The organism is Micromonospora sp. NPDC049529, assembly GCF_055586685.1.
In genome coordinates this window covers 1-19,697 of the sequence record NZ_JBVJHT010000010.1, presented here as the reverse complement: position 1 = coordinate 19,697, position 19,697 = coordinate 1, and the positions used below count along the sequence as shown (strand labels likewise).

The 19,697-nt window shown below is 71.0% G+C and carries 21 protein-coding genes; 3 read left to right on the top strand and 18 right to left on the bottom strand.

Going from position 1 to position 19,697, the window contains the following annotated elements; genetic code table 11:
• Positions 1–8 precede the first annotated feature (8 nt).
• The 11 genes from atpA to prmC form a co-directional block, all read right to left on the bottom strand.
• On the bottom strand, positions 9–1,661 hold the full coding sequence (gene atpA, locus ACZ6QQ_RS18385) for a F0F1 ATP synthase subunit alpha (protein ID WP_465877591.1): 1,653 nt from the start codon (positions 1,659–1,661) through the stop codon (positions 9–11).
• 67 nt (positions 1,662–1,728) lie between these two features.
• The gene (locus ACZ6QQ_RS18380; protein WP_465877590.1) at positions 1,729–2,550 is read right to left on the bottom strand and encodes a F0F1 ATP synthase subunit delta; all 822 of its coding nucleotides are present in this window, start codon (positions 2,548–2,550) and stop codon (positions 1,729–1,731) included.
• Positions 2,550–3,089 (bottom strand): F0F1 ATP synthase subunit B, encoded by a 540-nt coding sequence (locus ACZ6QQ_RS18375; protein ID WP_465877589.1) that lies wholly within the window; start codon positions 3,087–3,089, stop codon positions 2,550–2,552. The genes ACZ6QQ_RS18380 and ACZ6QQ_RS18375 overlap by 1 nt, the downstream gene beginning before the upstream one ends.
• Before the next feature lie 31 nt (positions 3,090–3,120).
• On the bottom strand, positions 3,121–3,354 hold the full coding sequence (locus tag ACZ6QQ_RS18370) for a F0F1 ATP synthase subunit C (RefSeq protein ID WP_363593346.1): 234 nt from the start codon (positions 3,352–3,354) through the stop codon (positions 3,121–3,123).
• A gap of 67 nt (positions 3,355–3,421) precedes the next feature.
• The gene (gene atpB / locus ACZ6QQ_RS18365) at positions 3,422–4,216 is read right to left on the bottom strand and encodes a F0F1 ATP synthase subunit A (protein WP_465877588.1); all 795 of its coding nucleotides are present in this window, start codon (positions 4,214–4,216) and stop codon (positions 3,422–3,424) included.
• Positions 4,217–4,228: 12 nt separating this feature from the next.
• The gene (locus tag ACZ6QQ_RS18360; RefSeq protein WP_465877587.1) at positions 4,229–4,471 is read right to left on the bottom strand and encodes an AtpZ/AtpI family protein; all 243 of its coding nucleotides are present in this window, start codon (positions 4,469–4,471) and stop codon (positions 4,229–4,231) included.
• Between the two features lie 162 nt (positions 4,472–4,633).
• The gene (locus tag ACZ6QQ_RS18355; protein WP_465877960.1) at positions 4,634–5,095 is read right to left on the bottom strand and encodes a hypothetical protein; all 462 of its coding nucleotides are present in this window, start codon (positions 5,093–5,095) and stop codon (positions 4,634–4,636) included.
• Between the two features lies 1 nt (position 5,096).
• Positions 5,097–6,374: a serine hydroxymethyltransferase gene (locus tag ACZ6QQ_RS18350; RefSeq protein ID WP_465877586.1), complete on the bottom strand. Its 1,278-nt coding sequence runs from the start codon at positions 6,372–6,374 to the stop codon at positions 5,097–5,099.
• A 100-nt stretch (positions 6,375–6,474) separates the two neighbouring features.
• Positions 6,475–7,098 (bottom strand): arsenate reductase/protein-tyrosine-phosphatase family protein, encoded by a 624-nt coding sequence (locus ACZ6QQ_RS18345; RefSeq protein WP_465877585.1) that lies wholly within the window; start codon positions 7,096–7,098, stop codon positions 6,475–6,477.
• Positions 7,099–7,743, bottom strand: coding sequence for an L-threonylcarbamoyladenylate synthase (locus ACZ6QQ_RS18340; protein WP_465877959.1), 645 nt, complete (start codon positions 7,741–7,743; stop codon positions 7,099–7,101). It abuts the gene before it with no gap.
• Positions 7,743–8,729, bottom strand: a complete 987-nt coding sequence (gene prmC, locus ACZ6QQ_RS18335; RefSeq protein WP_465877583.1) for a peptide chain release factor N(5)-glutamine methyltransferase — start codon at positions 8,727–8,729, stop codon at positions 7,743–7,745. The genes ACZ6QQ_RS18340 and prmC overlap by 1 nt, the downstream gene beginning before the upstream one ends.
• 74 nt (positions 8,730–8,803) lie before the next feature.
• On the opposite strand from prmC, the gene ACZ6QQ_RS18330 reads away from it, so the two are divergent.
• Positions 8,804–10,360, top strand: coding sequence for a GGDEF domain-containing protein (locus ACZ6QQ_RS18330; RefSeq protein WP_465877582.1), 1,557 nt, complete (start codon positions 8,804–8,806; stop codon positions 10,358–10,360).
• Between the two features lie 21 nt (positions 10,361–10,381).
• Here the strand turns inward: ACZ6QQ_RS18330 and prfA are convergent, their stop codons facing one another.
• On the bottom strand, positions 10,382–11,470 hold the full coding sequence (gene prfA, locus ACZ6QQ_RS18325) for a peptide chain release factor 1 (protein ID WP_465877580.1): 1,089 nt from the start codon (positions 11,468–11,470) through the stop codon (positions 10,382–10,384).
• Between the two features lie 115 nt (positions 11,471–11,585).
• Complete coding sequence (rpmE, locus tag ACZ6QQ_RS18320) at positions 11,586–11,810, bottom strand: 50S ribosomal protein L31 (RefSeq protein ID WP_121156762.1); 225 nt, start codon at positions 11,808–11,810, stop codon at positions 11,586–11,588.
• A gap of 213 nt (positions 11,811–12,023) precedes the next feature.
• Here rpmE and ACZ6QQ_RS18315 point away from each other — a divergent pair, with 213 nt between their 5' ends.
• Positions 12,024–13,115, top strand: a complete 1,092-nt coding sequence (locus ACZ6QQ_RS18315; RefSeq protein ID WP_465877579.1) for an RNA ligase — start codon at positions 12,024–12,026, stop codon at positions 13,113–13,115.
• A gap of 3 nt (positions 13,116–13,118) precedes the next feature.
• Positions 13,119–14,015, top strand: a complete 897-nt coding sequence (locus ACZ6QQ_RS18310) for a phosphatase domain-containing protein (protein ID WP_465877578.1) — start codon at positions 13,119–13,121, stop codon at positions 14,013–14,015.
• Between the two features lie 65 nt (positions 14,016–14,080).
• On the opposite strand, the gene rho is transcribed toward ACZ6QQ_RS18310, so the two are convergent.
• The 5 genes from rho to ACZ6QQ_RS18285 form a co-directional block, all read right to left on the bottom strand.
• On the bottom strand, positions 14,081–16,096 hold the full coding sequence (gene rho / locus ACZ6QQ_RS18305; protein WP_465877577.1) for a transcription termination factor Rho: 2,016 nt from the start codon (positions 16,094–16,096) through the stop codon (positions 14,081–14,083).
• Between the two features lie 295 nt (positions 16,097–16,391).
• The gene (gene thrB / locus ACZ6QQ_RS18300; protein WP_465877576.1) at positions 16,392–17,555 is read right to left on the bottom strand and encodes a homoserine kinase; all 1,164 of its coding nucleotides are present in this window, start codon (positions 17,553–17,555) and stop codon (positions 16,392–16,394) included.
• An 88-nt stretch (positions 17,556–17,643) separates the two neighbouring features.
• Complete coding sequence (locus ACZ6QQ_RS18295; RefSeq protein WP_465877574.1) at positions 17,644–17,955, bottom strand: type II toxin-antitoxin system antitoxin; 312 nt, start codon at positions 17,953–17,955, stop codon at positions 17,644–17,646.
• Positions 17,956–17,969: 14 nt separating this feature from the next.
• Entirely contained in the window at positions 17,970–18,824 is an 855-nt protein-coding gene (locus ACZ6QQ_RS18290) for an SPFH domain-containing protein (RefSeq protein ID WP_465877573.1), read from the bottom strand.
• Between the two features lie 70 nt (positions 18,825–18,894).
• A partial coding sequence (locus ACZ6QQ_RS18285; RefSeq protein ID WP_465877572.1) for an MFS transporter occupies positions 18,895–19,697 on the bottom strand: 803 nt, incomplete at its 5' end.

Genomic DNA, 19,697 nt, shown 5'->3' with positions numbered 1-19,697 from the left:
GGTCAGCCCTACTTCTCTACCGCAGCGTCAGTCCCGCCATCCCGGTACCGGGTCACGGTCTCGCGGTTCTCGTCGCCCTCAAGCGGCTCGGCCGCCGTCTCGTTGACCTTCACCTCGTCCTGCTTACCCAGGAACTGGGCCTTGAACCGGCTGATCGCCTCGTCCAGGGCGGCCGGCTCGTCGGAGCCCCAGTTGTTGGCGGCGATCGAGTCGAGGGTCGACTTGTAGTTGTGCTTCAGGAACTCGAGGAACTCGTTCTCGAACCGGCGGACGTCGGCCACCGCGATGTCGTCAAGCTTGCCCTCGGTGCCGGCCCAGACCGACACCACCTGCTCCTCGACCGCGAACGGCGAGTAGTTCGGCTGCTTGAGCAGCTCGACCAGGCGGGCACCACGGTCCAGCTGGTTGCGGGACGCCTTGTCCAGGTCCGAGGCGAAGGCGGCGAACGCCTCCAGCTCGCGGTACTGGGCCAGGTCCAGCCGGAGCCGACCGGCGACCTTCTTCATCGGCTTGACCTGCGCCGCGCCACCGACCCGGGAGACCGAGGTACCGACGTTGATCGCCGGCCGGACACCCTGGTTGAACAGCTCGCCCTCGAGGAAGATCTGTCCGTCGGTGATCGAGATGACGTTGGTCGGGATGAACGCCGAGATGTCGTTGCCCTTGGTCTCGATGATCGGCAGACCGGTCATCGAGCCGCCACCCAGCTCGTCGGAGAGCTTGGCGCAGCGCTCCAGCAGGCGGGAGTGCAGGTAGAAGACGTCACCCGGGTAGGCCTCACGGCCCGGCGGGCGGCGCAGCAGCAGCGACACGGCGCGGTACGCCTCGGCCTGCTTGGTCAGGTCGTCGAAGACGATCAGGACGTGCTTGCCGCCGTACATCCAGTGCTGCCCGATGGACGAGCCGGCGTACGGGGCGATGTACTTGAAGCCGGCCGGGTCGGAGGCGGGCGAGGCGACGATGGTGGTGTACTCCATCGCGCCCTGCTCCTCCAGCAGGCCCTTCACCGAGGCGATGGTGGAGGCCTTCTGGCCGATCGCCACATAGATGCAGCGGACCTGCTTGGCCGGGTCACCCGACCGCCAGTTGTCCCGCTGGTTCAGGATCGTGTCGATGGCGACCGTGGTCTTGCCGGTCTTCCGGTCACCGATGATCAGCTGACGCTGACCCCGGCCGATCGCGGTCATCGCGTCGATGGCCTTGATACCGGTCTGGAGTGCCTCGGTGACACCCTGCCGGGCCATGACGTTCGGCGCCTGCAGCTCGAGCTCACGGAAGCCCTCGTTGGCGATCTCACCGAGACCGTCGATCGGGGCACCGAGCGCGTTCACCACGCGACCCAGGAAGGCATCGCCGACCGGGACGGAGAGCACCCGGCCGGTGCGCTTGACGCGCTGGCCCTCCTCGATGCCGGCGTAGTCGCCGAGCACCACGGTGCCGATCTCCCGGACGTCGAGGTTGAGCGCCACACCGAGCGTGCCGTCCTCGAACTCCAGCAGCTCGTTGGCCATCGTCGAGGGAAGCCCCTCGATGTGCGCGATGCCGTCACCGGCGTCGGCGACAGTGCCGACCTCCTCGCGGGAGATGTCGGGCGAATAGGAGGAGACGTAGCGCTCCAGGGCGCCGCGGATCTCCTCCGACGAGATGGTCAGCTCGGCCATCCTCTGCTTCCTCTATTCAGGGCCCGGAGTTAACTCAGAGCGGCAGGCTAAGTACGGCGTTGTTCGTTCAGCGCTTGGTGAGCGCGTTACGGGTTTCGGTGAGTCGGCGCAGGATGGTGCCGTCGTAGAGATCGGCACCGACCTGGACGCTCAGCCCGCCGAGCACGTGCGGGTCGACCGTCTGCTTGACGGTGACCTCCCGACCGTAGATCTCGGTCAGCTTGGTGCTCAGCCGGCGCTCCTCTTCCTCACCGAGGGGCGCCGCGACGGTCACGTAGGCCACCTGCCGGTCACGGCGGTCGGCGGCCAGCTCCACCAGGCGGGTGAGCCCGTTGGAGAAGGACCGTCCACCGAAGCCGGCCAGAGCCACCTCGGCCAGTCGGATGGTCGACGGCTTCGCCTTGCCGGACAGCAGGCTCCGGACCAGTTCGGCCCGCTGCGCCACCGGCGCGATCGGGTCGGACAGGGCGTTGCTCAGTCCGGTGTCCCCGCCGACCACCTGGCCGAAGCGGAACAGCTCGTCCTCGACCTCGCCGAGGTCGTCGGCCCGGTCGGCACTGGCCAGCAGTGCCTCCACGCCGAGCCGCTCGACACCGGTCAACAGTTCCGACGGTGCCGACCAGCGACCGGTCACCAGGGCGGTGAGCAGCTCGGACGCGTCCGAGGTCACCTTGCCGCCGACCAGGCTGCCGAGCAGGTCGGCCCGCTCCTCGCCGGAGCGGGCCGGGTCGGACAGGGCCCGCCGTAGCCGCGCCTCACGGCGCAGCAGATCGGCCACGGCGAGGATCCCGTCGGCGGTGTCGGCGATCGCCGACGGCTGGGCGGTCTGGGCGTACGCGTCCAGACGCTCCGCCGCGGCGGCGTACGACTCCCGGCTGGCGGCCTGCATCAGCGGGCCCCCGCGCTCTCGAGCCCGGTCAGGAAGCGCTCGACCGTGCCCTTCTGACGTGCCTCGTCGGCCAGCGACTCACCGACGATCTTGCTGGCCAGGTCGACCGCGAGCGTGCCGAGCTCGGCGCGCAGTTCGCGCGAGATCGTCTGCCGTTCGGCGGCAAGCTGTTCCTTGCCGAGCGCGATGATCCGGTCGGACTCCTCGCGCGCCTTGGCCAGGACGTCCTGTCGGATGCCCTCGGCGTCGGCCCGCGCGTCGTCACGGATCTTGGCGGCGTCGGTACGTGCCTCCGCCAACTGGGCCCGGTACTGCTCAAGCAGCTGGTTGGCCTCGGCCTGCGCGACCTCGGCCCGCTTGATGCCACCCTCGATCGCTTCGACCCGCGCCTGGAAGGTCTGCTCCATACGCGGGAAGACGAACTTCATCAGCACGAAGCAGAGCAGCGCGAAGGCGACCGAACCAACGACGATCTCCTGCCAGAGCGGGATGATCGGGTTGTGCTCGGCGGCGCCTTCCGCAGCGGCGAGAAATTCCATGTGAACCCTCCGTTGACGAAGGCGGGCAGGACTAGGAGAGCGTGCCCTGCCAGATGAAGCCGAACGCGATGCCGAGCAGCGCGAGCGCCTCGATCACGGCGAAGCCGATCCAGACGTAGGGCAGGGTGATCCGCGACGACTCGGGCTGACGCGCCGTCGAGTTGATGTACGCGGCGAAGACCAGGCCGACGCCGATACCGGGGCCGATGGCGGCAAGGCCGTAACCGATGGCGGCGACGCTGCCCTCTACTGCGGCGATGTCCATTAGTTGGTTCCTCCTGGTTATCACGCGTGACGGTCACGCGGGACGACAACGGTTGTGCGGTTGTGAATCAGTGCTCTTCGGCGACAGCGCCCTGCACGTAGCTTGCCGTCAGCACGACGAACACATAGGCCTGTAGGACGATGACCAGTGCTTCGAGGAAGGTCAGCGCGACGGTCATCACCCAGGAGAGCACCGAGATCGGCGCCAGCAGCGCGTTCGCGTTGAGCATCGCGAATCCGCCGAGAGTGAAGACCAGCAGGAGCATGTGGCCGGCGAACATGTTCGCGAACAGACGCACGGCCAGCGAGAACGGGCGAACCAGGAACGTCGAGAATGCCTCGATCGGGATCAGCAACGGCAGGATGTACCACGGCGCCGGCGGGATGAGCGAGTTCTTGAAGAACTTCACCGCCCCGTGGTGCCGGATGCCCACCCAGATGAACATCACATAGCTGATCGCCGCGAAGATCGCCGGGAAGGCGATGTGCGAGTTCGGGGAGATCTGGATCAGTGGAACGATGCTGAACGCGTTGGTCAGCAGGATGAAGCAGAAGAGCGTGGTGAAGTACGGCGCGAAGGCGACTCCGCGGTGCCCGATCATCTCCACGGCGATGTTGTTGCGCACGAAGCCGTAGATCGACTCGGCGAACCACTGCTTCTTGCTCGGCACCAGCTGCGGATTGCGGTAGCTCAGCAGGAAGAACAGGATGAGCACACCGACAGCGAACCAGACCAGCAGGGTGATCTTGGTGACCCACAGCGAGTGCCCGCCGTACGGGACAATGCTGGGCAGGAAGAAGTCCCCCACGCTGGGTGGAAACGGGGTATCGCCCTCCGCGAGGACGACCGACTGTCCGATCACCGCGTCCCTTCCCTAGTTAGGCGGCGCGCCGAGCCGGCGGATGACCAGGTAGATCCCCCCGGCCGCGCCGAGTACCACGCCGATTCCGATGGCGACACCATCGGTCTCGAGCCACCGGTCGACCAGCCAGCCGATGAACCCCCACACCAACATCCCTGCGATCAGGTATGCGAGCGCGGTCATCCCCTGTCCGGCGTTGGGCGGCGGATGCGCGCCCGAGCCGTCAGCGGGTTGGGGGGTTTGGTCACCGGCCATGACGGGGCGAACGATATCAGCCAGAAATACGAGGCAAGGAGGCACCCCCCGCACAACCGATGTGTGTGGGCGTTCCGGGGCGCAGCGTCGTCTGGTGGCACGCTACTCCCCTTGGGCCACTTGGGAAATGACCGATCACGGACAGTTTTTCGCCGCGCCGTGCTATCCGGTGGTCCGCCGCAGGTGAACAGCAGTGATCCACCAGATGTGCACCCCGGTCCAGACCGACACGCCGGCGACCACGCCGAGCGCCAACGGCACCAGCCCTGGCCAGCCCGTAGCAGCCGCGGCGGCCATCAACACCCCGAACACGGAGAATTTGGCCGCGTACATCGCCAGGCCGAACGGGAGGACCAGTTGTGGGTCGACCGAATCGGCCCAGGCCACGACCAGCGTGGACGATGTGTAACTGAAAGTGACGACGGCGACGCCAACCGCCGCGCCGATCGCGCCGGTCGTACCCGAGGTCAGACCGCCCACCAGCGCGGCGAGCGCGACCAGCACGGCGGAGGCCAGCAGGAGCACCGGCAGGTGCCGCAGCCGCCAATGTCTGTCCGCCGGGACGGCCGGGGCCGTGACGGCGGGGGGTGCGTCGTCCGCCGCGAGGTCGCGGTCGGCCGCCAGCTCAGCCACGGGGGTACGCCGGGAAGCCGGCCACCAGATCGGCGACCTCGTGGGCGACGGCGGCCAGGGTCTCCTCGCCACCGCTGGCGGTCGGATCGGTCCGGACGGCGCGGGAGATCAGGGTGGCGACGTGCCGCATCTCCCCCTCCCGCATGCCCTGGGTGGTGACGCTCGGCGTACCGACCCGGATCCCGGAGGCGATCATCGGCTTCTGCGGGTCGTACGGGATCGCGTTCTTGTTCAGCGTGATCCCGGCCCGGCCGGCGCGTTCCTCCGCGTCCCGTCCGGTCACGTCCAGGTCGCGCAGGTCGATCAGGGCCAGATGGGTGTCGGTGCCACCGGAGACCGGTCGCATCCCCTCGGCGGCCAGCCCGGCGGCGAGCGCCTGGGCGTTGCGGACCACCTGGCCGGCGTACGCCTTGAAGTCGGGTGACGCGGCCTCGCGCAGGGCGACCGCCTTCGCCGCGACGGCGTGCATCAACGGGCCTCCCTGGGTGAACGGGAACACCGCCTTGTCGATCCGCTCGGCCAGCGCCTCCCGGCAGAGGATCATGCCGCCGCGCGGTCCCCGGAGCACCTTGTGGGTGGTGAAGCAGACCACGTCGGCGTACGGCACCGGGGACGGGATCGCCCCGCCGGCCACCAGCCCGATGAAGTGCGCCGCGTCCACCATCAGGTACGCGCCGACCTCGTCGGCGATCTCCCGGAACCGGGCGAAGTCGATCAGCCGGGGGTACGCGGTCGCGCCGCAGATGATCAGCTTCGGTCGGTGCGCGAGCGCCAGGTCGCGTACCTCGTCATAGTCGATCAGCTCGGTGTCCCGGCGGACGGTGTAGCCGACCGGGGAGAACCACTTGCCGGAGAAGTTGACCCGGCTGCCGTGGGTCAGGTGACCGCCGTGGGGCAGCTCCATCGCCAGCACCGGGTCACCCGGCTGCACCAGTGCCGCGTACGCGGCCAGGTTCGCGCTCGCCCCGGAGTGCGGTTGCAGGTTGGCGTGCTCGGCCCCGAACAGGTCCCTGGCCCGGTTGATGCCGATCTCCTCGGCCCGGTCCACCTCGGCGCAGCCGCCGTAGTAACGCCGGCCGGGGTAGCCCTCGGCGTACTTGTTGGTCAGGGTCGAGCCGAGCGCCGCCAGCACGGCCGGCGAGGTGAGGTTCTCGCTCGCGATCAATTGCAACCCGCCCCGCAACCGGTCCAACTCGCCCAGCACCACGTCGGCGATCTCCGGATCGGTGGCTGCCAACTCGTCGAAGTCGGGCCCGTAGAACTTGCTCATGTGGTCTCCTCGTCGAGTGCGCCACCGCAGTGGAGTGTACGGAGGCACCCCGCGTGATCCACCCAAGCCCTGGTCAGGGCGGTGGACCGGCCGACAGCGCTCAGGGCAGCAGGGCGGCGGCCAGCGGGTCGACGGTCTCCTCGATCTCGTCGGCGACCCGGCTGAAGCACTGGTCACCCCGGCCCCACGGGTCGTCGAGGTCGTCCGCCGGCAGCGGGGTCCCGCCCCGCCGGGCGGCGTCGACCGCCTCGACCAGCGCCACGCCACGGGCGTACACCTCGTCCGGGGTGCCCGACGCGGCCGGCAGCCGGGCCAGGTCGACGGCGGCCAGCAGCCGGCCGAACTCGCCGAGCACGAAGGTCCGCCCACTCGCGTCGGGGCGCAGCGCCACCACGTAGTCCTGCTGGTCGGCGGTGGCGGTCAGGACCAGGTCGGCCGCGTCGATCTGGTCCGAACGCAGCTTGCGGGCGGCGAACCCGTCGACGTCACCGCCACGCGAGCGGACCTGACGGGCGGCGGGCGGGTTCATCTCCTCGCCCGCGTGCCAGCCGCCGGTGCCGGCGCTGTGGCTGTGCAGCAGTTCGTCGGCGAGCCCCGGCCCACCCGTTCCACCGTCGGAACGCCGGGCGAGCCGCTCGCGGACCGCCAGGGTCAGCAACCGCTCGGCCATCGGCGAACGGCAGATGTTGCCCATGCAGACGTGCAGGACGGTGAACGGCGGCACCTAGGCCGCCCGGCCCTGGATGTCCGGTACGACGTCGCGCAGCTTCTCCAGCGGGATCGCCCCCTCCCGCAGCACCCGGGGGATCTCGCCGGTGACGTCGACGATGGTGCTCGGCACCGGATCCGGTGCCGGCCCCGCCTCCAGGTACGCCCGGACGGCGTAACCGAGCTGGTCGCGGGCCTCCTCGGCGGTGTTCGCCGCGGGCTGCCCGGTCTTGTTCGCCGACGAGACCGCCATCGGACCGGTCTCCCGCAGCACCTCCAGCGCCACCGGGTGCATCGGCATCCGTACGGCGACCGTGCCGGCGGTGTCGCCCAGGTCCCACTGGAGGCTGGGCGAGTGCTCGACGACGATCGTCAGCGCACCCGGCCAGAACGCGGCGACCAGGTCCCGGGCGATCGACGGCAGGGTGAAGACCAGCCCGTCGAGGGTGTGCCGGGAGCCGACCAGCACCGGCGGTGGCATGGACCGGCCGCGCCCCTTGGCGTTCAGCAGCGCGGTGACGGCGTACGGCGTGAAGGCGTCCGCGCCGATCCCGTACACCGTGTCGGTGGGGAGCACGACCAGCTCGCCGTTCTTGACCGCCTCGATCGCGGCGGCGATACCGCGGTCGCGCTCGGCGAGGGACCGACAGTCGTAGAGCATCACGAGGAGCCAGTCTGCCACGCCGGAGCGGAATCGGCGGCAGGGGTGCCGTCGGTGCGACACGCGGTGACAAACCGGGCCCGGCCGGTCAGGTCCGAGTGGTCACGCACCGCACCGAACCGGCCGTCGGCCCGCAGCAACGCCGGCACCGCCTCGGCGTGGGTGTCGTCGTGTTCGATGCCGAGCAGCCCGCCGGGACGCAGCAGGTCGGCCGCGCGGGCGAGCACCGGCCGGATCACCGACAGCCCGTCGGGGCCGCCGAAGACCGCCTCCGCCGGGTCGTGGTCGGCCACCTCCGGGGGTACGGCGGTCGCCGACGGCACGTACGGCGGGTTGCAGAGCAGGATGTCCACCCGCCCGGCCAGCCCGGCGAGCAGCCCGGCGTCGGTGACGTCGCCGGCCACCACCTCGACCGGCCGGTCCCCGGCGCCGGCCCGCGCGCCCGCGTTGCGGCGCAGCCAGGCCAGTGCCGCCTCGGACCGCTCCACCGCCACCACCCGGGCCTGCGGCACCTCGTCGGCGACCGCCAGCGCGATCGCCCCGCTGCCGCTGCACAGGTCGACCACGAGCGGTTCACCGACCACCTCGGGGCCGCCACCACCGGCGGGGTCGGCGACCATCGCGCGGGCCGCCTCGATCCCCCAGCCGGCGAGCAGTTCGGTCTCCGGGCGGGGCACGAAGACGCCGGGCCCGACGGCCAGTTCGAGGTAACGAAACGGTGCCGATCCGAGCAGGTGTTGTAACGGTTCACGGCCCACCCGCCGGCCGACCAGTTCCTCGAACCGGTCCAGTTGGTCGGGGGTGAATCTGGCCGTCAGCGCCAACCGGCCACGCGACGTGTCCAGCACGTACGCGGCGAGCAGTTCCGCTTCGGCCCGAGCCGGCCCGATTCCGGCGGCCGCCAACACACCGGTCGCCCGGCCGACGGCGACCGAGGGCCGCAACCGTTCTGACCCTTCGGCGGGCTGCTGTAGGAAATCTCTCACGCCATAATCATGGGACGTCGGACGGGGGCACCGGACACGGGCGGCGTTCGTCCGCGATTCGTAGGAGGTTCCGCGTGAGCTGGCTCGACCGGGTCAAAGACCAGGCCGAGGTCCTCATGCACGCCCGGGGACTGATGGAGAACGGCCGGTCCGCCGCCGCGTGCCAGACCTTCGAAGAGGTCATCGGCAGCACCGAGGACCCGTACTCGCGAGCCGACGCGCTGGTCCAACGCCTCTCCGCGCTGATCAACCTGGGCCGGACCGCCGAATACACCACCGCCGTCGAGCGGGCCTTCGACGCCGCCCGCGACCTCGTCTCCGAGCCGTACCTGCACGGGCACCTGCACGCCCTGGCCGCGCTCGCCGCGCACGACCACGGGGCGCTCGACCGGTGCGTGACCCACCTGGTCCGCAGCGCCCAGGCGCTGGCCGCCGTGGAGGACCCGGACCGGGAAACCGCCTGGGCCTGGCACGACCTGGCCATGGCCTACTCCTACCTCAGCTTCCACGGCTACGCCCTCTCCGCCATCGAACGAGCCCGCCAGCTCGGTGCCGGCGCCGGGATACCGGACGAGACGTTCGCCGCGCCGGGCATCCGGCTGCGCAACGCGGTCACCCTCGACCACCACGGCGACAGCGACGGCTGCCTGCGGGTGCTCCGCGACATCGGCGGCGACCTGGACCGGTTCGTCTCCACCGGTGGCGGTGCACGGCTGCGGCCGAGCAGCCTGGTCGCGTACGGCTACGCCGTCGCCCGCCGGGCCGCGCTCGGTGAGCCGACCGAACTGCCGACCGGGATCTCCGCCACCTCGTTGCTCAGCAAGGGCGGGGACAGCGCACGGGCCCGGGACATGCGCCAGCTCGGCGAGGCGTGCCTGGCGATCGCCGCCGGCCGACCGATCGAGGCGATGACCCGGCTGGACACGGTCACCGTGGCCGCCGAGACCCTCGGCGCGGCCGAGCACGCCCGGTTGCGCAGCATGGCGTACAGCAGGGCCGGCGACCACCCGGCGGCGCACCGGGCCGACCGGTTCGCGTTCCGGCTCGCCGCCCAGCGCAACGACCGGCTCCGGGACGTCTACGTCGACGGCATCGCGGCCCGGATCGACCACGAGGAGCTGCGCCGCGAGGCGGCGCGGTACGAGGACGAGGCGCTCACCGACCCGCTCACCGGCCTGCCGAACCGCCGCCGGTTGGAGCGGTACGTGGCGGCGATGGTAGGCCGGGGCGAGCGGGCCGTGATCGGGGTCTGCGACCTCGACGGCTTCAAGGCGGTCAACACCGCGCACGGCCACCACTCCGGTGACCTGGTGCTGCAACGCATCGCCGGGGTGATCAACCGGGTGATGCGGCGCGGCGACTTCGTGGCCCGGTTCGGCGGGGACGAGTTCATCGTGGTGCTGCCGAGCGCCGGCATGGCCGAGGCCGCCGACGTGGGCCGCCGGATCGTCGCGGCGGTGTACGCCGAGGACTGGGCGGCGCTGGTGCCGGGCACGCCGGTCGGGGTGAGCGTCGGTTTCGCCGAGGTGAACGGGACCGGCGCCGGCCTGCGGGAGGCGCTCAGCACCGCGTTCAAGGTCGCCGACCGGGAGATGCTGCGGGCGAAGACCACCCGCCCCCGGGTCTCCTGACCCCGGGGCGGTGCCAGCCCATCAGCGGCGGGACAGCTCGCTCTCGCCGGCCAGCCTGGCCGCCCGGTCCGCCTCGGTCAGCGCGTCCAGCACGGCGTCCAGGTCCCCGGCGAGCGCCAGGTCGAGGTTGTACGCAGTGTAGCCGATCCGGTGGTCGGTGATCCGGTTCTGCGGGTAGTTGTACGTCCGGATCCGCTCCGAACGGTCGACCGTACGCACCTGGAGCCGGCGGGCGTCGGAGGCGGCCGCGTCGGCCTGCTCCTGGGCGGCCGCGAGCAGCCGGGCCCGCAGGATCCGCATCGCCTGCTCCCGGTTCTGGAGCTGGCTCTTCTCGTTCTGGCAGGAGACCACGATCCCGGTCGGCAGGTGGGTGATCCGCACCGCCGAGTCGGTGGTGTTGACCGACTGACCGCCGGGGCCGGACGAACGGAACACGTCGATCCGCAGCTCGTTCGGGTCGATGGTGACGTCGACGTCCTCCGCCTCGGGCAGCACCAGGACACCGGCGGCGCTGGTGTGGATCCGGCCCTGGGACTCGGTCACCGGCACCCGCTGCACCCGGTGCACCCCGCCCTCCCACTTGAGCCGGGACCAGACGCCGTTGCCGCCCTCCGGTACGCCCTTCGTCTTCACCGCGAGCGAGATGTCCTTCACCCCACCGAGGTCGGAGTCCTGCACCTCCAGCACCTCGGTCACCCAGCCGTGGCGTTCGGCGTACCGGGTGTACATCCGGAGCAGGTCACCGGCGAAGAGCGCGGACTCGTCCCCGCCCTCACCGGCCTTGATCTCCAGGATCACGTCCTTGGCGTCGTGCGGGTCGCGCGGGGCGAGCAGTTCGGCCAGCCGCTGTTCGAGCGCGGGCAGGGCGGCGGCCAGCGCCTCCACCTCACCGGCGAACGACGGGTCCTCGGCGGCGAGTTCGCGGGCGGCGTCCAGGTCGGCGCGGGCCTCGGCCAGCTCACCGGCGGCCTTGAACAGCGGGGTCAGCTCGGCGAACCGGCGGCCCACCCGGCGGGCGGTCGCCTGGTCGGCGTGGATCGCCGGATCCGCCAGCCGCTTCTCCAGGGAGGTGTACTCGTCGAGAAGGCCAGCCAACCGCTCACTGCTCATAACCCGTACTCCTTGTGACCGAGCGGGGGAACCGCGGCGGGGGAGGCGAGCCGCGGGCACATACGGACAGCGCCCGCGCCCGGTACGAACCGGGACGCGGGCGCCGTCGACGCAGCTACTTGGCCTTCTTGGCCTGAACCTTGGCGTACTTCTGCTGGAACTTGGCAACCCGGCCGGCGGTGTCGAGAACGCGCTGCTTACCGGTGTAGAACGGGTGGCAGGCGCTGCAGGTCTCGACGTGGATCGAGCCGCCCTTGGCGGTGCTGCGGGTGGTGAAGGTGCTACCGCAGGAACAGGTCACCTCGGTGGTGACGTATTCCGGGTGGATGTTGGGCTTCATGTCGCCTCGGTCCCTTTCGTCAGGTGGTCGCCGGGTCGCCGTCACCGCCCGTCACGATCGCGTGGCGAGCTCGGGCGTGAACCGGAACCGGTGGCCGATTGACCAGTGTGCCATGGGCCTTCGCCCACCCCTAAATCGGGCTGCACACGTGATCCGTGGTGGTTAACGTGTCCGCACCCCCGCGCATTCCCCTCCCGCCGGAAGGCATACCCCGTGACCACCCCTGTCCACGTACCGGTGACGTCGCTCTCGCAGGTCCTCGACCCGTCCGCCCTGGCCGCCGCGCTGGCCGAGGGGCTGGTACGCGTGCAACGCCATCCCGAGCTGCCGTTGTCGATCTACAACTACACCGAGGCGTGCGCGTACGCGTCGGCGTGGACACCGGTGACGCTGGCCTGTCGAGGGCTGATCGTGGACGACGAGACCGGGGCGGTGCTCGCTCGGCCGTACCCGAAGTTCTTCAACCACGACCAGCCGGGGGCGCCGGACCTCCGCCTCGACGCACCGGCGTCGGTGACCGACAAAGCGGACGGCTCGCTCGGTGTGATCTTTCCGACCCCGACCGGGTACGCGGTCGCCACCCGGGGCTCGTTCACCTCCGACCAGGCCCGGCACGCCACCGACCTGCTGCGCACCCGCTACCGCGACTTCGTGCCGCCGGCCGGGCACACCGTGCTGGTCGAGATCATCTACCCGGCCAACCGGATAGTGCTCGACTACGCCGGCCTGGACGACCTGGTGCTGCTCGGCTCGGTCGAGATAGCCACCGGCCGCAGCCACGGCCCGGCGGCGGTACCCGGCTGGCCCGGCCCGGTGGTGGAGCCACTGCCCCACCGCACGCTCGCCGAGGCGCTGGCGGCGCCGCCGCGCGACAACCGGGAGGGGCTGGTGGTGCACTGGCCGGACACCGACCAGCGAGTGAAGATCAAGTACGCCGACTACGTCCGGCTGCACCGCCTCGTCTACGGCCTCAACGCCCGTACGGTCTGGGACATCATGGTCCACGGCGGCAGCCTGGCCGCCCTGGTCGAGCCGCTGCCGGACGAGTTCCGCGCCTGGGTGGAGGCCGTCGCGGCCGAGCTGACCGCGACCGTGCAGGCCCGCGCCGCGAAAATCGAGGCCGCGTACGGTGACATCGTCGCCGGGCTGCCCGACGGCTGGACGCGACGCGACTTCGCCGCCCGGGCCCTGGCCCACCCGGAACGCGCCGCCCTCTTCGTCCGACTCGACGGCAGGGACCTGCACCCGCTGCTCTGGCAGCAGGCCAAGCCGACCGGCGACCGCACCCCGCACACCCCGGAGTGACCGATGACCCGACTGATCCTCACCCGGGGGCTGCCCGCCTCCGGCAAGACCACCTTCGCCCGCAAGCTCCAGCCGGGCGTCGTCCGGGTCAACCGCGACGACCTGCGCCGGATGCTGCACGGCACCCGACTGTTCACCCAGTGGGCCGAGGGCCAGGTGACCGCCGTACAGCGGGCCCAGGTCGAGGCGCTGCTCCGGGCCCGGGTCGACGTCTGCATCGACGACACCAACCTGCGGTCGAAGACCGTCCGGGACTGGGCCGAACTGGGTGCCCGGTTCGGCGCCACGCTGGAGGTGCACGACTTCACCGACGTGCCGGTGGACGAGTGCGTCCGCCGGGACGCCGACCGGGCCGAGGACGACCGGGTCGGTGAGGAGGCGATCCGCCGGATGCACCAGCGCTACCTGGCCGGGCGCAACCTGCCGCTGCCGGTGCCGTACGTGACCCCGGGCGGGCCGGCGACCGTGTACCGGCCCACCTCCGGCGCCCCGGAGATCGTGCTGGTCGACATCGACGGCACGGTGGCGCTGATGGGGGCGCGCAGCCCGTACGACATGAGCCGGGTCGGCGACGACCTGCCGAATCCGGCGGTGATCGCGGCCGTCCGGGCGATGCACTCGGCCGGCTACGGCGTGGTCTTCTGCTCCGGCCGGGACGACTCCTGCCGGGCCGAGACGCAAGCCTGGCTGGACCTGCACGTGGCGGTGCCGTACCTGGCCCTGCACATGCGCGCGTACGGCGACAGCCGGAAGGACTCCGTGGTCAAGCGGGAGATCTTCGAGTCCGAGATCCACCCCCGCTACCAGGTGGTCGGCGTCTTCGACGACCGGATGCAGGTGGTACGGATGTGGCGCGACCTCGGCCTCACCGTGTTCCAGGTAGCCGAGGGCGACTTCTGACCGGTGGTACGACGAAGGGGCACGGCCGTCTCCGGCCGTGCCCCTTTCGCGTGTGTCGCCGGGAACTACTCCCCCGGGGTCGACTTCGCGATCTGCATCAGGAACTCGATGTTGGTACGGCTCTGCTTGAGCCGGTCCAGCAGCAGGTCCAGTGCGGCCTGCGAGTCCAGCGAGTGCAGCACCTTGCGCAGCTTGTGCGTGATGGCCAACTCTTCCGGCGCGAGCAGGATCTCTTCCTTACGCGTACCGGAGGGGTGGATGTCGATGGCCGGGAAGACCCGCTTGTCGGCGATCTTCCGGTCCAGCTTCAGCTCCGCGTTACCGGTGCCCTTGAACTCCTCGAAGATGACCGTGTCCATCATGGACCCGGTCTCCACCAGCGCGGTGGCGAGGATGGTCAGCGAGCCGCCGTTCTCGATGTTGCGCGCCGCGCCGAGGAACCGCTTCGGCGGGTAGAGCGCGGTCGAGTCGATGCCACCGGACATGATCCGGCCGCTGGCCGGCGCCGCCAGGTTGTACGACCGCCCGAGCCGGGTCACCGAGTCCAGCAGTACGACCACGTCGTGGCCGAGTTCGACCAGGCGCTTGGCCCGCTCGATCGCCAGCTCCGCGACCGTCGTGTGGTCCTGCGGCGGCCGGTCGAACGTGGCCGCGATGACCTCGCCCTTGACCGAGCGCTGCATGTCGGTGACCTCTTCGGGCCGTTCGTCGACCAGCACCACCATCAGGTGGCACTCCGGGTTGTTGTGGGTGATCGCGTTGGCGATCGCCTGCAACACCATCGTCTTACCCGCCTTCGGCGGCGAGACGATGAGCGCCCGCTGGCCCTTGCCGATCGGCATGACCAGGTCGATGACGCGGGTGGTGAGGATGTGCGGCTCGGTCTCCAGACGGAGCCGTTCCTGCGGGTAGAGCGGGGTCAGCTTGTAGAACTCCGGCCGCCGCTTCGCCTCGTCCGGCTCCATCCCGTTGATGGTGTCGAGCCGCACCAGCGGGTTGTACTTGTCCCGCCGCTGCTCGCCGTCGCGAGCCGCCCGGACCGCGCCGGTGACCGCGTCACCGCGACGCAGGCCGTACTTCTTGACCTGGGACATCGACACGTAGACGTCGTTCGGCCCGGAGAGGTAACCGGTGGTCCGGACGAAGGCGTAGTTGTCGAGCACGTCGATGATGCCGGCCACCGGGACGAGCACGTCGTCCTCGTTGACCTGCGGCTCCCGGCCGCCACCACCACCGGTGGTCTCGGTGCCCTCGGGGCGGTCGTTGCGGCCGCGCCGACGGTCCCGGAACCGGCTGCGGCGGCTGCGGCGACCACCGCCCTCGTCATCGTCGCCCTCGTCGTTGCGATCGATGTTCCGGTCGTTGTTCCGGTCGAGGTTGCGATCGCCGTTGCGGTCGCTGCCGCGCTCGGCGTTCCGGTCGCCACCGCGCTCACCGTTGCGGTCGCTGCCCCGCTCGGCGTTACGGTCACCGGCGCGCTCGCCGTTGCGCTCGTTGTTCCGGTCCCCGTTACGGTCGCCGTTGCGCTGACCCCGTTCGCCGCGCTCGGTGCGTTCGGTCCGCTCTCCGCGCTCCCGACCGGTGCGGGACTCGGCCCGCTCGGCCCGGTCGCCCCGCTCGGCGGTCTCGGCCACCGGCTCGTCGGCCTTCGGCTCGGCAACCGTCGTGGTCGCGGCGGCGGTTGCCGCAGCCCGGCTGGACCGGCGGGAGGACCGCTCGCGTACGGGCGCCTCGGTGGTCGCCGGCTGGGCGGCCGGGGTCTCGTCACGCCGTTCGGTGGTGTCCCGTACCTCGGCGCGTACCTCTTCCCGGGCCGGCGCGGCCGCAGCGGCGACCTCGGCCCGTGGACGCGGCGGGCTACCGGCGGCGGCGCCGCCCTGTCGCTCCGAGATCGCGCTGATCAGCTCGCCCTTGCGCATCCGGGCGGTACCGGAGATGCCGAGCGACGCGGCCAGGCTCTGCAGCTCCGGCAGCAGCTTCGCCGACAGGCCGGTGCCAGTCCGGCGGCGACGGACGGGACCCGCGGTGGCTTCGCCAGCGACGTTGGAAACATCCGACGTCACGTCGGTGGTGTCGCTCAATGGATTCCTTCCCTCGATAAGGCCGGGGCTACCCGGGATCGACTAACAAGGTGGCCGGGCGGCCTCGGTACACCCGCCTCGCGTCGCGCGTAACGGGAGTCTGTAACACAGCAGCCGGTTTTCCCGACTCACCAACGCCGGTGAGCAGTCTTCGCCGTCTGCGACGACCGGTGGAAAACTGCGGTGCGGCGTGGGCCTAGGCAAGGGTGAGACGGGCTAACCGCCGAAAGCTTCGGGGGTGCACCGACCCGCAGGAGATCGCATGCTTCGCGGCTGTGCTAAGTCTAGAGCGTAATCAACTCTTCCGACCTGCGGCAACAGGGTCCCGCTCGGCGTGTCCCAGTCTAACCCTATCAACCTGGGCGCCGGTCACGTCTACTGGCAACAGCCGGACCGACCAGCCCATTCCCGGCTCGAAGTCCTCCGGCGGCGCGGACAGGGCCAGCACGGTCGGTCCCGCCCCGCTGACCACCGCCGCCACTCCGGCCGCCCGCAGGGCGGTGAGCAGGGACGACGTACCGGGCATGCCGGCCGCACGGTAGTCCTGGTGCAGCCGGTCGGAGGTCGCGGCGAACAGCAGGGAGGGGTCGGTGGTGAGCGCGTGCACGAGCAACGCGGCCCGACCGGCGTTGCGCGCGGCATCGTGATGCGGCACCGTCGCCGGCAGTGCGGCTCGGGCCACGGCGGTGAGTCCCCGTTCCTCGGGGACGAAAAGCACCGGCACGAGGTCGGGTGCGGGCCGCAGCGCGATCGCACGCGCCCCGGCGGCGGCTGCCGACCGTCGTACCCCGGTTGTCGCATCGCCCCCGGCGGGGACGGCTCTCACCTGCGACTCAGCGGCCCCTGGCGTCACATTCGCCCCGGCGGTCGCGCTGGCCCCGCAGGCATCGAGCGTGCCGTCGGCCGCGAGCACACCGAGGGCGACCGCGCTCGCGGTGGCCGCGGTCGGTTGGTCGGAGCCGGACGGACCGGCCGACAGCGGCGCGGTTTCGGTCCAGGCGATGGTGAAGCCGCCGAGCAGGCAGGGGGCGACGTTGTCCGGATGTCCCTCGATCTCGGCCGCCAACCGCAGCGCACCCGCGTCGTCCAGCCGGTCGAAACCGTCGACCACCAGTCCCCGCGCAAGTTGCACCCCGGCGACGATCGCCGCCGACGAGGAGCCCAGGCCACGGGCCTGCGGTATCCGGTTCACGCAGTCGAGCGCCAGTCCGGACGGCTGGCCGCCGAGCAGGTCGAAGGTGGCCCGCATGGCCCGAACCACCAGGTGGGTCTCGTCGTCGGGCAGTTCCCCCGCGCCCGCCCCGGTCACCGCGACCCGGCAGCCGCTCGGGGTCACCCGGGCGCCGACCTCGTCGTGGAGCGCCAGCGCGAGGCCGAGCGAGTCGAAACCCGGCCCGAGGTTCGCACTGGTCGCGGGCACCCGGACCCGGACCGGCCCGGCAACGAAGGACAACGCCATCCGCCCATGCTAGGGCGACCGACCGGTACGGCTGCCGGCCGCCCACGATTGGATCAGCATTCGGACGGCGGGACGCGGACGAAAACCGCTACCCGCCCGTCCCGGTCGATGTTTCCGGCTCGGTTGTCGACGGGCCCGACCCATCGGACGTTGTCGACGGGCCCGACCCATCCGACGTTTCCGTCCCGGTCGACGCTCCCGGCTCGGTTGGCGGTTTCGGCTCGGTTGGCGGTTTCGGCTCGGTTGGCGGTTTCGGCGACCGGGCGACGGTACGCAGGGCGAGCCGGAGGGCGTACTCGATCTGGGCGTTGACGCTGCGCAGGTCGTCGGCGGCCCACCGGGCGACCGCGTCGTAGACCTGCGGATCGAGCCGGAGCAGGAGTTTCTTGCGTTCGGCCATCAGCCGGACCGCCTCTAGCTGTAGAGGGAACCGGCGTTGACGACCGGCTGGGCGGCCCGGTCGCCGCAGAGTACGACCAGGAGGTTCGCCACCATCTGTGCCTTGCGCTCCTCGTCCAGATCCACCACGTGCTCCTCGCGCAGCTTGTCCAACGCGAGGGAGACCATCCCGACCGCGCCCTCCACAATCTTGTATCGGGCGCCGACGATCGCACTTGCCTGCTGGCGGGCCAGCATCGCCTGGGCGATCTCGGGAGCGTAGGCCAGGTGGGTGGTACGGGATTCGAGCACCTCGACCCCGGCCAGTTCGGACCGCTCCCGCAACTCGTGGGTCAGCTCCTCGCTGACCACCGCACTGTCGCGCAGGCTGGCCCGGCCGGAGTCGTGCGCCTCGTACGGGTAGCTGGTGGCGAGGTGCCGGACGGCCGTCTCGGCCTGCACGGCGACGTACTCGACGTGGTCGTCGACGGCGAACACGGCCTTGGCCGCGTCGACCACCCGCCAGACCACAACGGCCGCGATCTCGACCGGATTGCCGTCGGCGTCGGAGACCTTGAGCCGGGCGGTCTCGAAGTTGCGCACCCGCAGCGTCACCTGGGTACGGGCGGTCAGTGGGAGGGTCCAGTGGAAACCGGCGTCCCGGATGGTGCCGACGTACCGGCCGAAGAACTGCACCACCTGCGCGTTGTTGGGGTTGACGATGGTGAACCCGGTGCCGGCCAGGGCGGCCAGTACGGCGTAGCCGACGGCGGTGGCCACGATCGCCGACTCGTTGCCGATCACGGCGAGCACACCGGCCGCGACGGCGGCGAGCACCACCAGTAGGGCGACCATGAGGAAACCGGACATCCGGAAAACCACTCGCTCCATGACATCTCCTTAGTAGCAAAGTGATATCACTACGATAGCGATGGGCGGCCCCACCGGACAACCCGTGCCCCTACCGGGTCGGCTCGACGTCCAGCACGGGCTCGGGTTCGGTGAGGGCGAGCCTGCGGGTGGCGATCCGCCAGCCGATCGCGTACACCAGCGTGACCAGGCCGCAGCCGGCCAGCACCACCCGCTCGTCGACGTGGTCCACCACGGCGGCGACCGCGAGCTGACTGATCGAGATGGCGAACGTGGCCAGCATCAGGTCGGTGGCGAAGACCCGGCCGCGCAGCCGGTCGGGCACCTCGCCCTGCAACGCGAAGTTGGAGAGCACCCAGTTGCTGCCGCTGGCGAAGTGCGCCACGAAGACCAGCAGCACGACCAACGGGAACCAGGTGACCAGGGACACCCCGAGATAGGCCAGCCCGTAGCCGGACATCGACAACGCCAGTCCGGGCAGCAGCCAGGACCGCCGGGTGAGCACCCGGCGCATCAGCACCGGTCCGACCACCGCACCGGCACCACGGGCGGCGAAGAGCAGACCGGCGCCGAGCGCGCCGACGCCGTACACGCCGGCCAGCAGCGGGAACACGGTCAGCACGCCGTTGCCGAGGCCGACCGCCGACTTGACCGTGACCAGGGCCCGCAACCGGGGCCGGGCCGAGATGTAACGCAACGCCTCGCCCAACGCCGCCCAGCCCCGCTGCGCCGGCTCGGCGTGGTCGCGCGGAGCCTGCAACGGGCGGCGGATCATCCCGGCCAGGCCGGCGGGGGGGGGCGGCGCCGGCGCACAGACCCCAAAAAAAGCGGCAGGGCCGACAACCCCCCTGCGCAGCCCGCCTAGCGACGCCCCCACCCCCGCCATTGTTTCCC

Excerpts from the sequence above, each read along its gene's own strand:
- atpA (WP_465877591.1), bottom strand. The coding sequence starts at position 1,661 with ATGGCCGAGCTGACCATCTCGTCGGAGGAGATCCGCGGCGCCCTGGAG.
- ACZ6QQ_RS18380 (WP_465877590.1), bottom strand. The coding sequence starts at position 2,550 with ATGCAGGCCGCCAGCCGGGAGTCGTACGCCGCCGCGGCGGAGCGTCTG.
- ACZ6QQ_RS18375 (WP_465877589.1), bottom strand. The coding sequence starts at position 3,089 with ATGGAATTTCTCGCCGCTGCGGAAGGCGCCGCCGAGCACAACCCGATC.
- ACZ6QQ_RS18370 (WP_363593346.1), bottom strand. The coding sequence starts at position 3,354 with ATGGACATCGCCGCAGTAGAGGGCAGCGTCGCCGCCATCGGTTACGGC.
- ACZ6QQ_RS18360 (WP_465877587.1), bottom strand. The coding sequence starts at position 4,471 with ATGGCCGGTGACCAAACCCCCCAACCCGCTGACGGCTCGGGCGCGCAT.
- ACZ6QQ_RS18350 (WP_465877586.1), bottom strand. The coding sequence starts at position 6,374 with ATGAGCAAGTTCTACGGGCCCGACTTCGACGAGTTGGCAGCCACCGAT.
- ACZ6QQ_RS18340 (WP_465877959.1), bottom strand. The coding sequence starts at position 7,743 with ATGCTCTACGACTGTCGGTCCCTCGCCGAGCGCGACCGCGGTATCGCC.
- prfA (WP_465877580.1), bottom strand. The coding sequence starts at position 11,470 with ATGAGCAGTGAGCGGTTGGCTGGCCTTCTCGACGAGTACACCTCCCTG.
- rpmE (WP_121156762.1), bottom strand. The coding sequence starts at position 11,810 with ATGAAGCCCAACATCCACCCGGAATACGTCACCACCGAGGTGACCTGT.
- ACZ6QQ_RS18310 (WP_465877578.1), top strand. The coding sequence starts at position 13,119 with ATGACCCGACTGATCCTCACCCGGGGGCTGCCCGCCTCCGGCAAGACC.
- thrB (WP_465877576.1), bottom strand. The coding sequence starts at position 17,555 with ATGGCGTTGTCCTTCGTTGCCGGGCCGGTCCGGGTCCGGGTGCCCGCG.
- ACZ6QQ_RS18295 (WP_465877574.1), bottom strand. The coding sequence starts at position 17,955 with ATGGCCGAACGCAAGAAACTCCTGCTCCGGCTCGATCCGCAGGTCTAC.
- ACZ6QQ_RS18290 (WP_465877573.1), bottom strand. The coding sequence starts at position 18,824 with ATGGAGCGAGTGGTTTTCCGGATGTCCGGTTTCCTCATGGTCGCCCTA.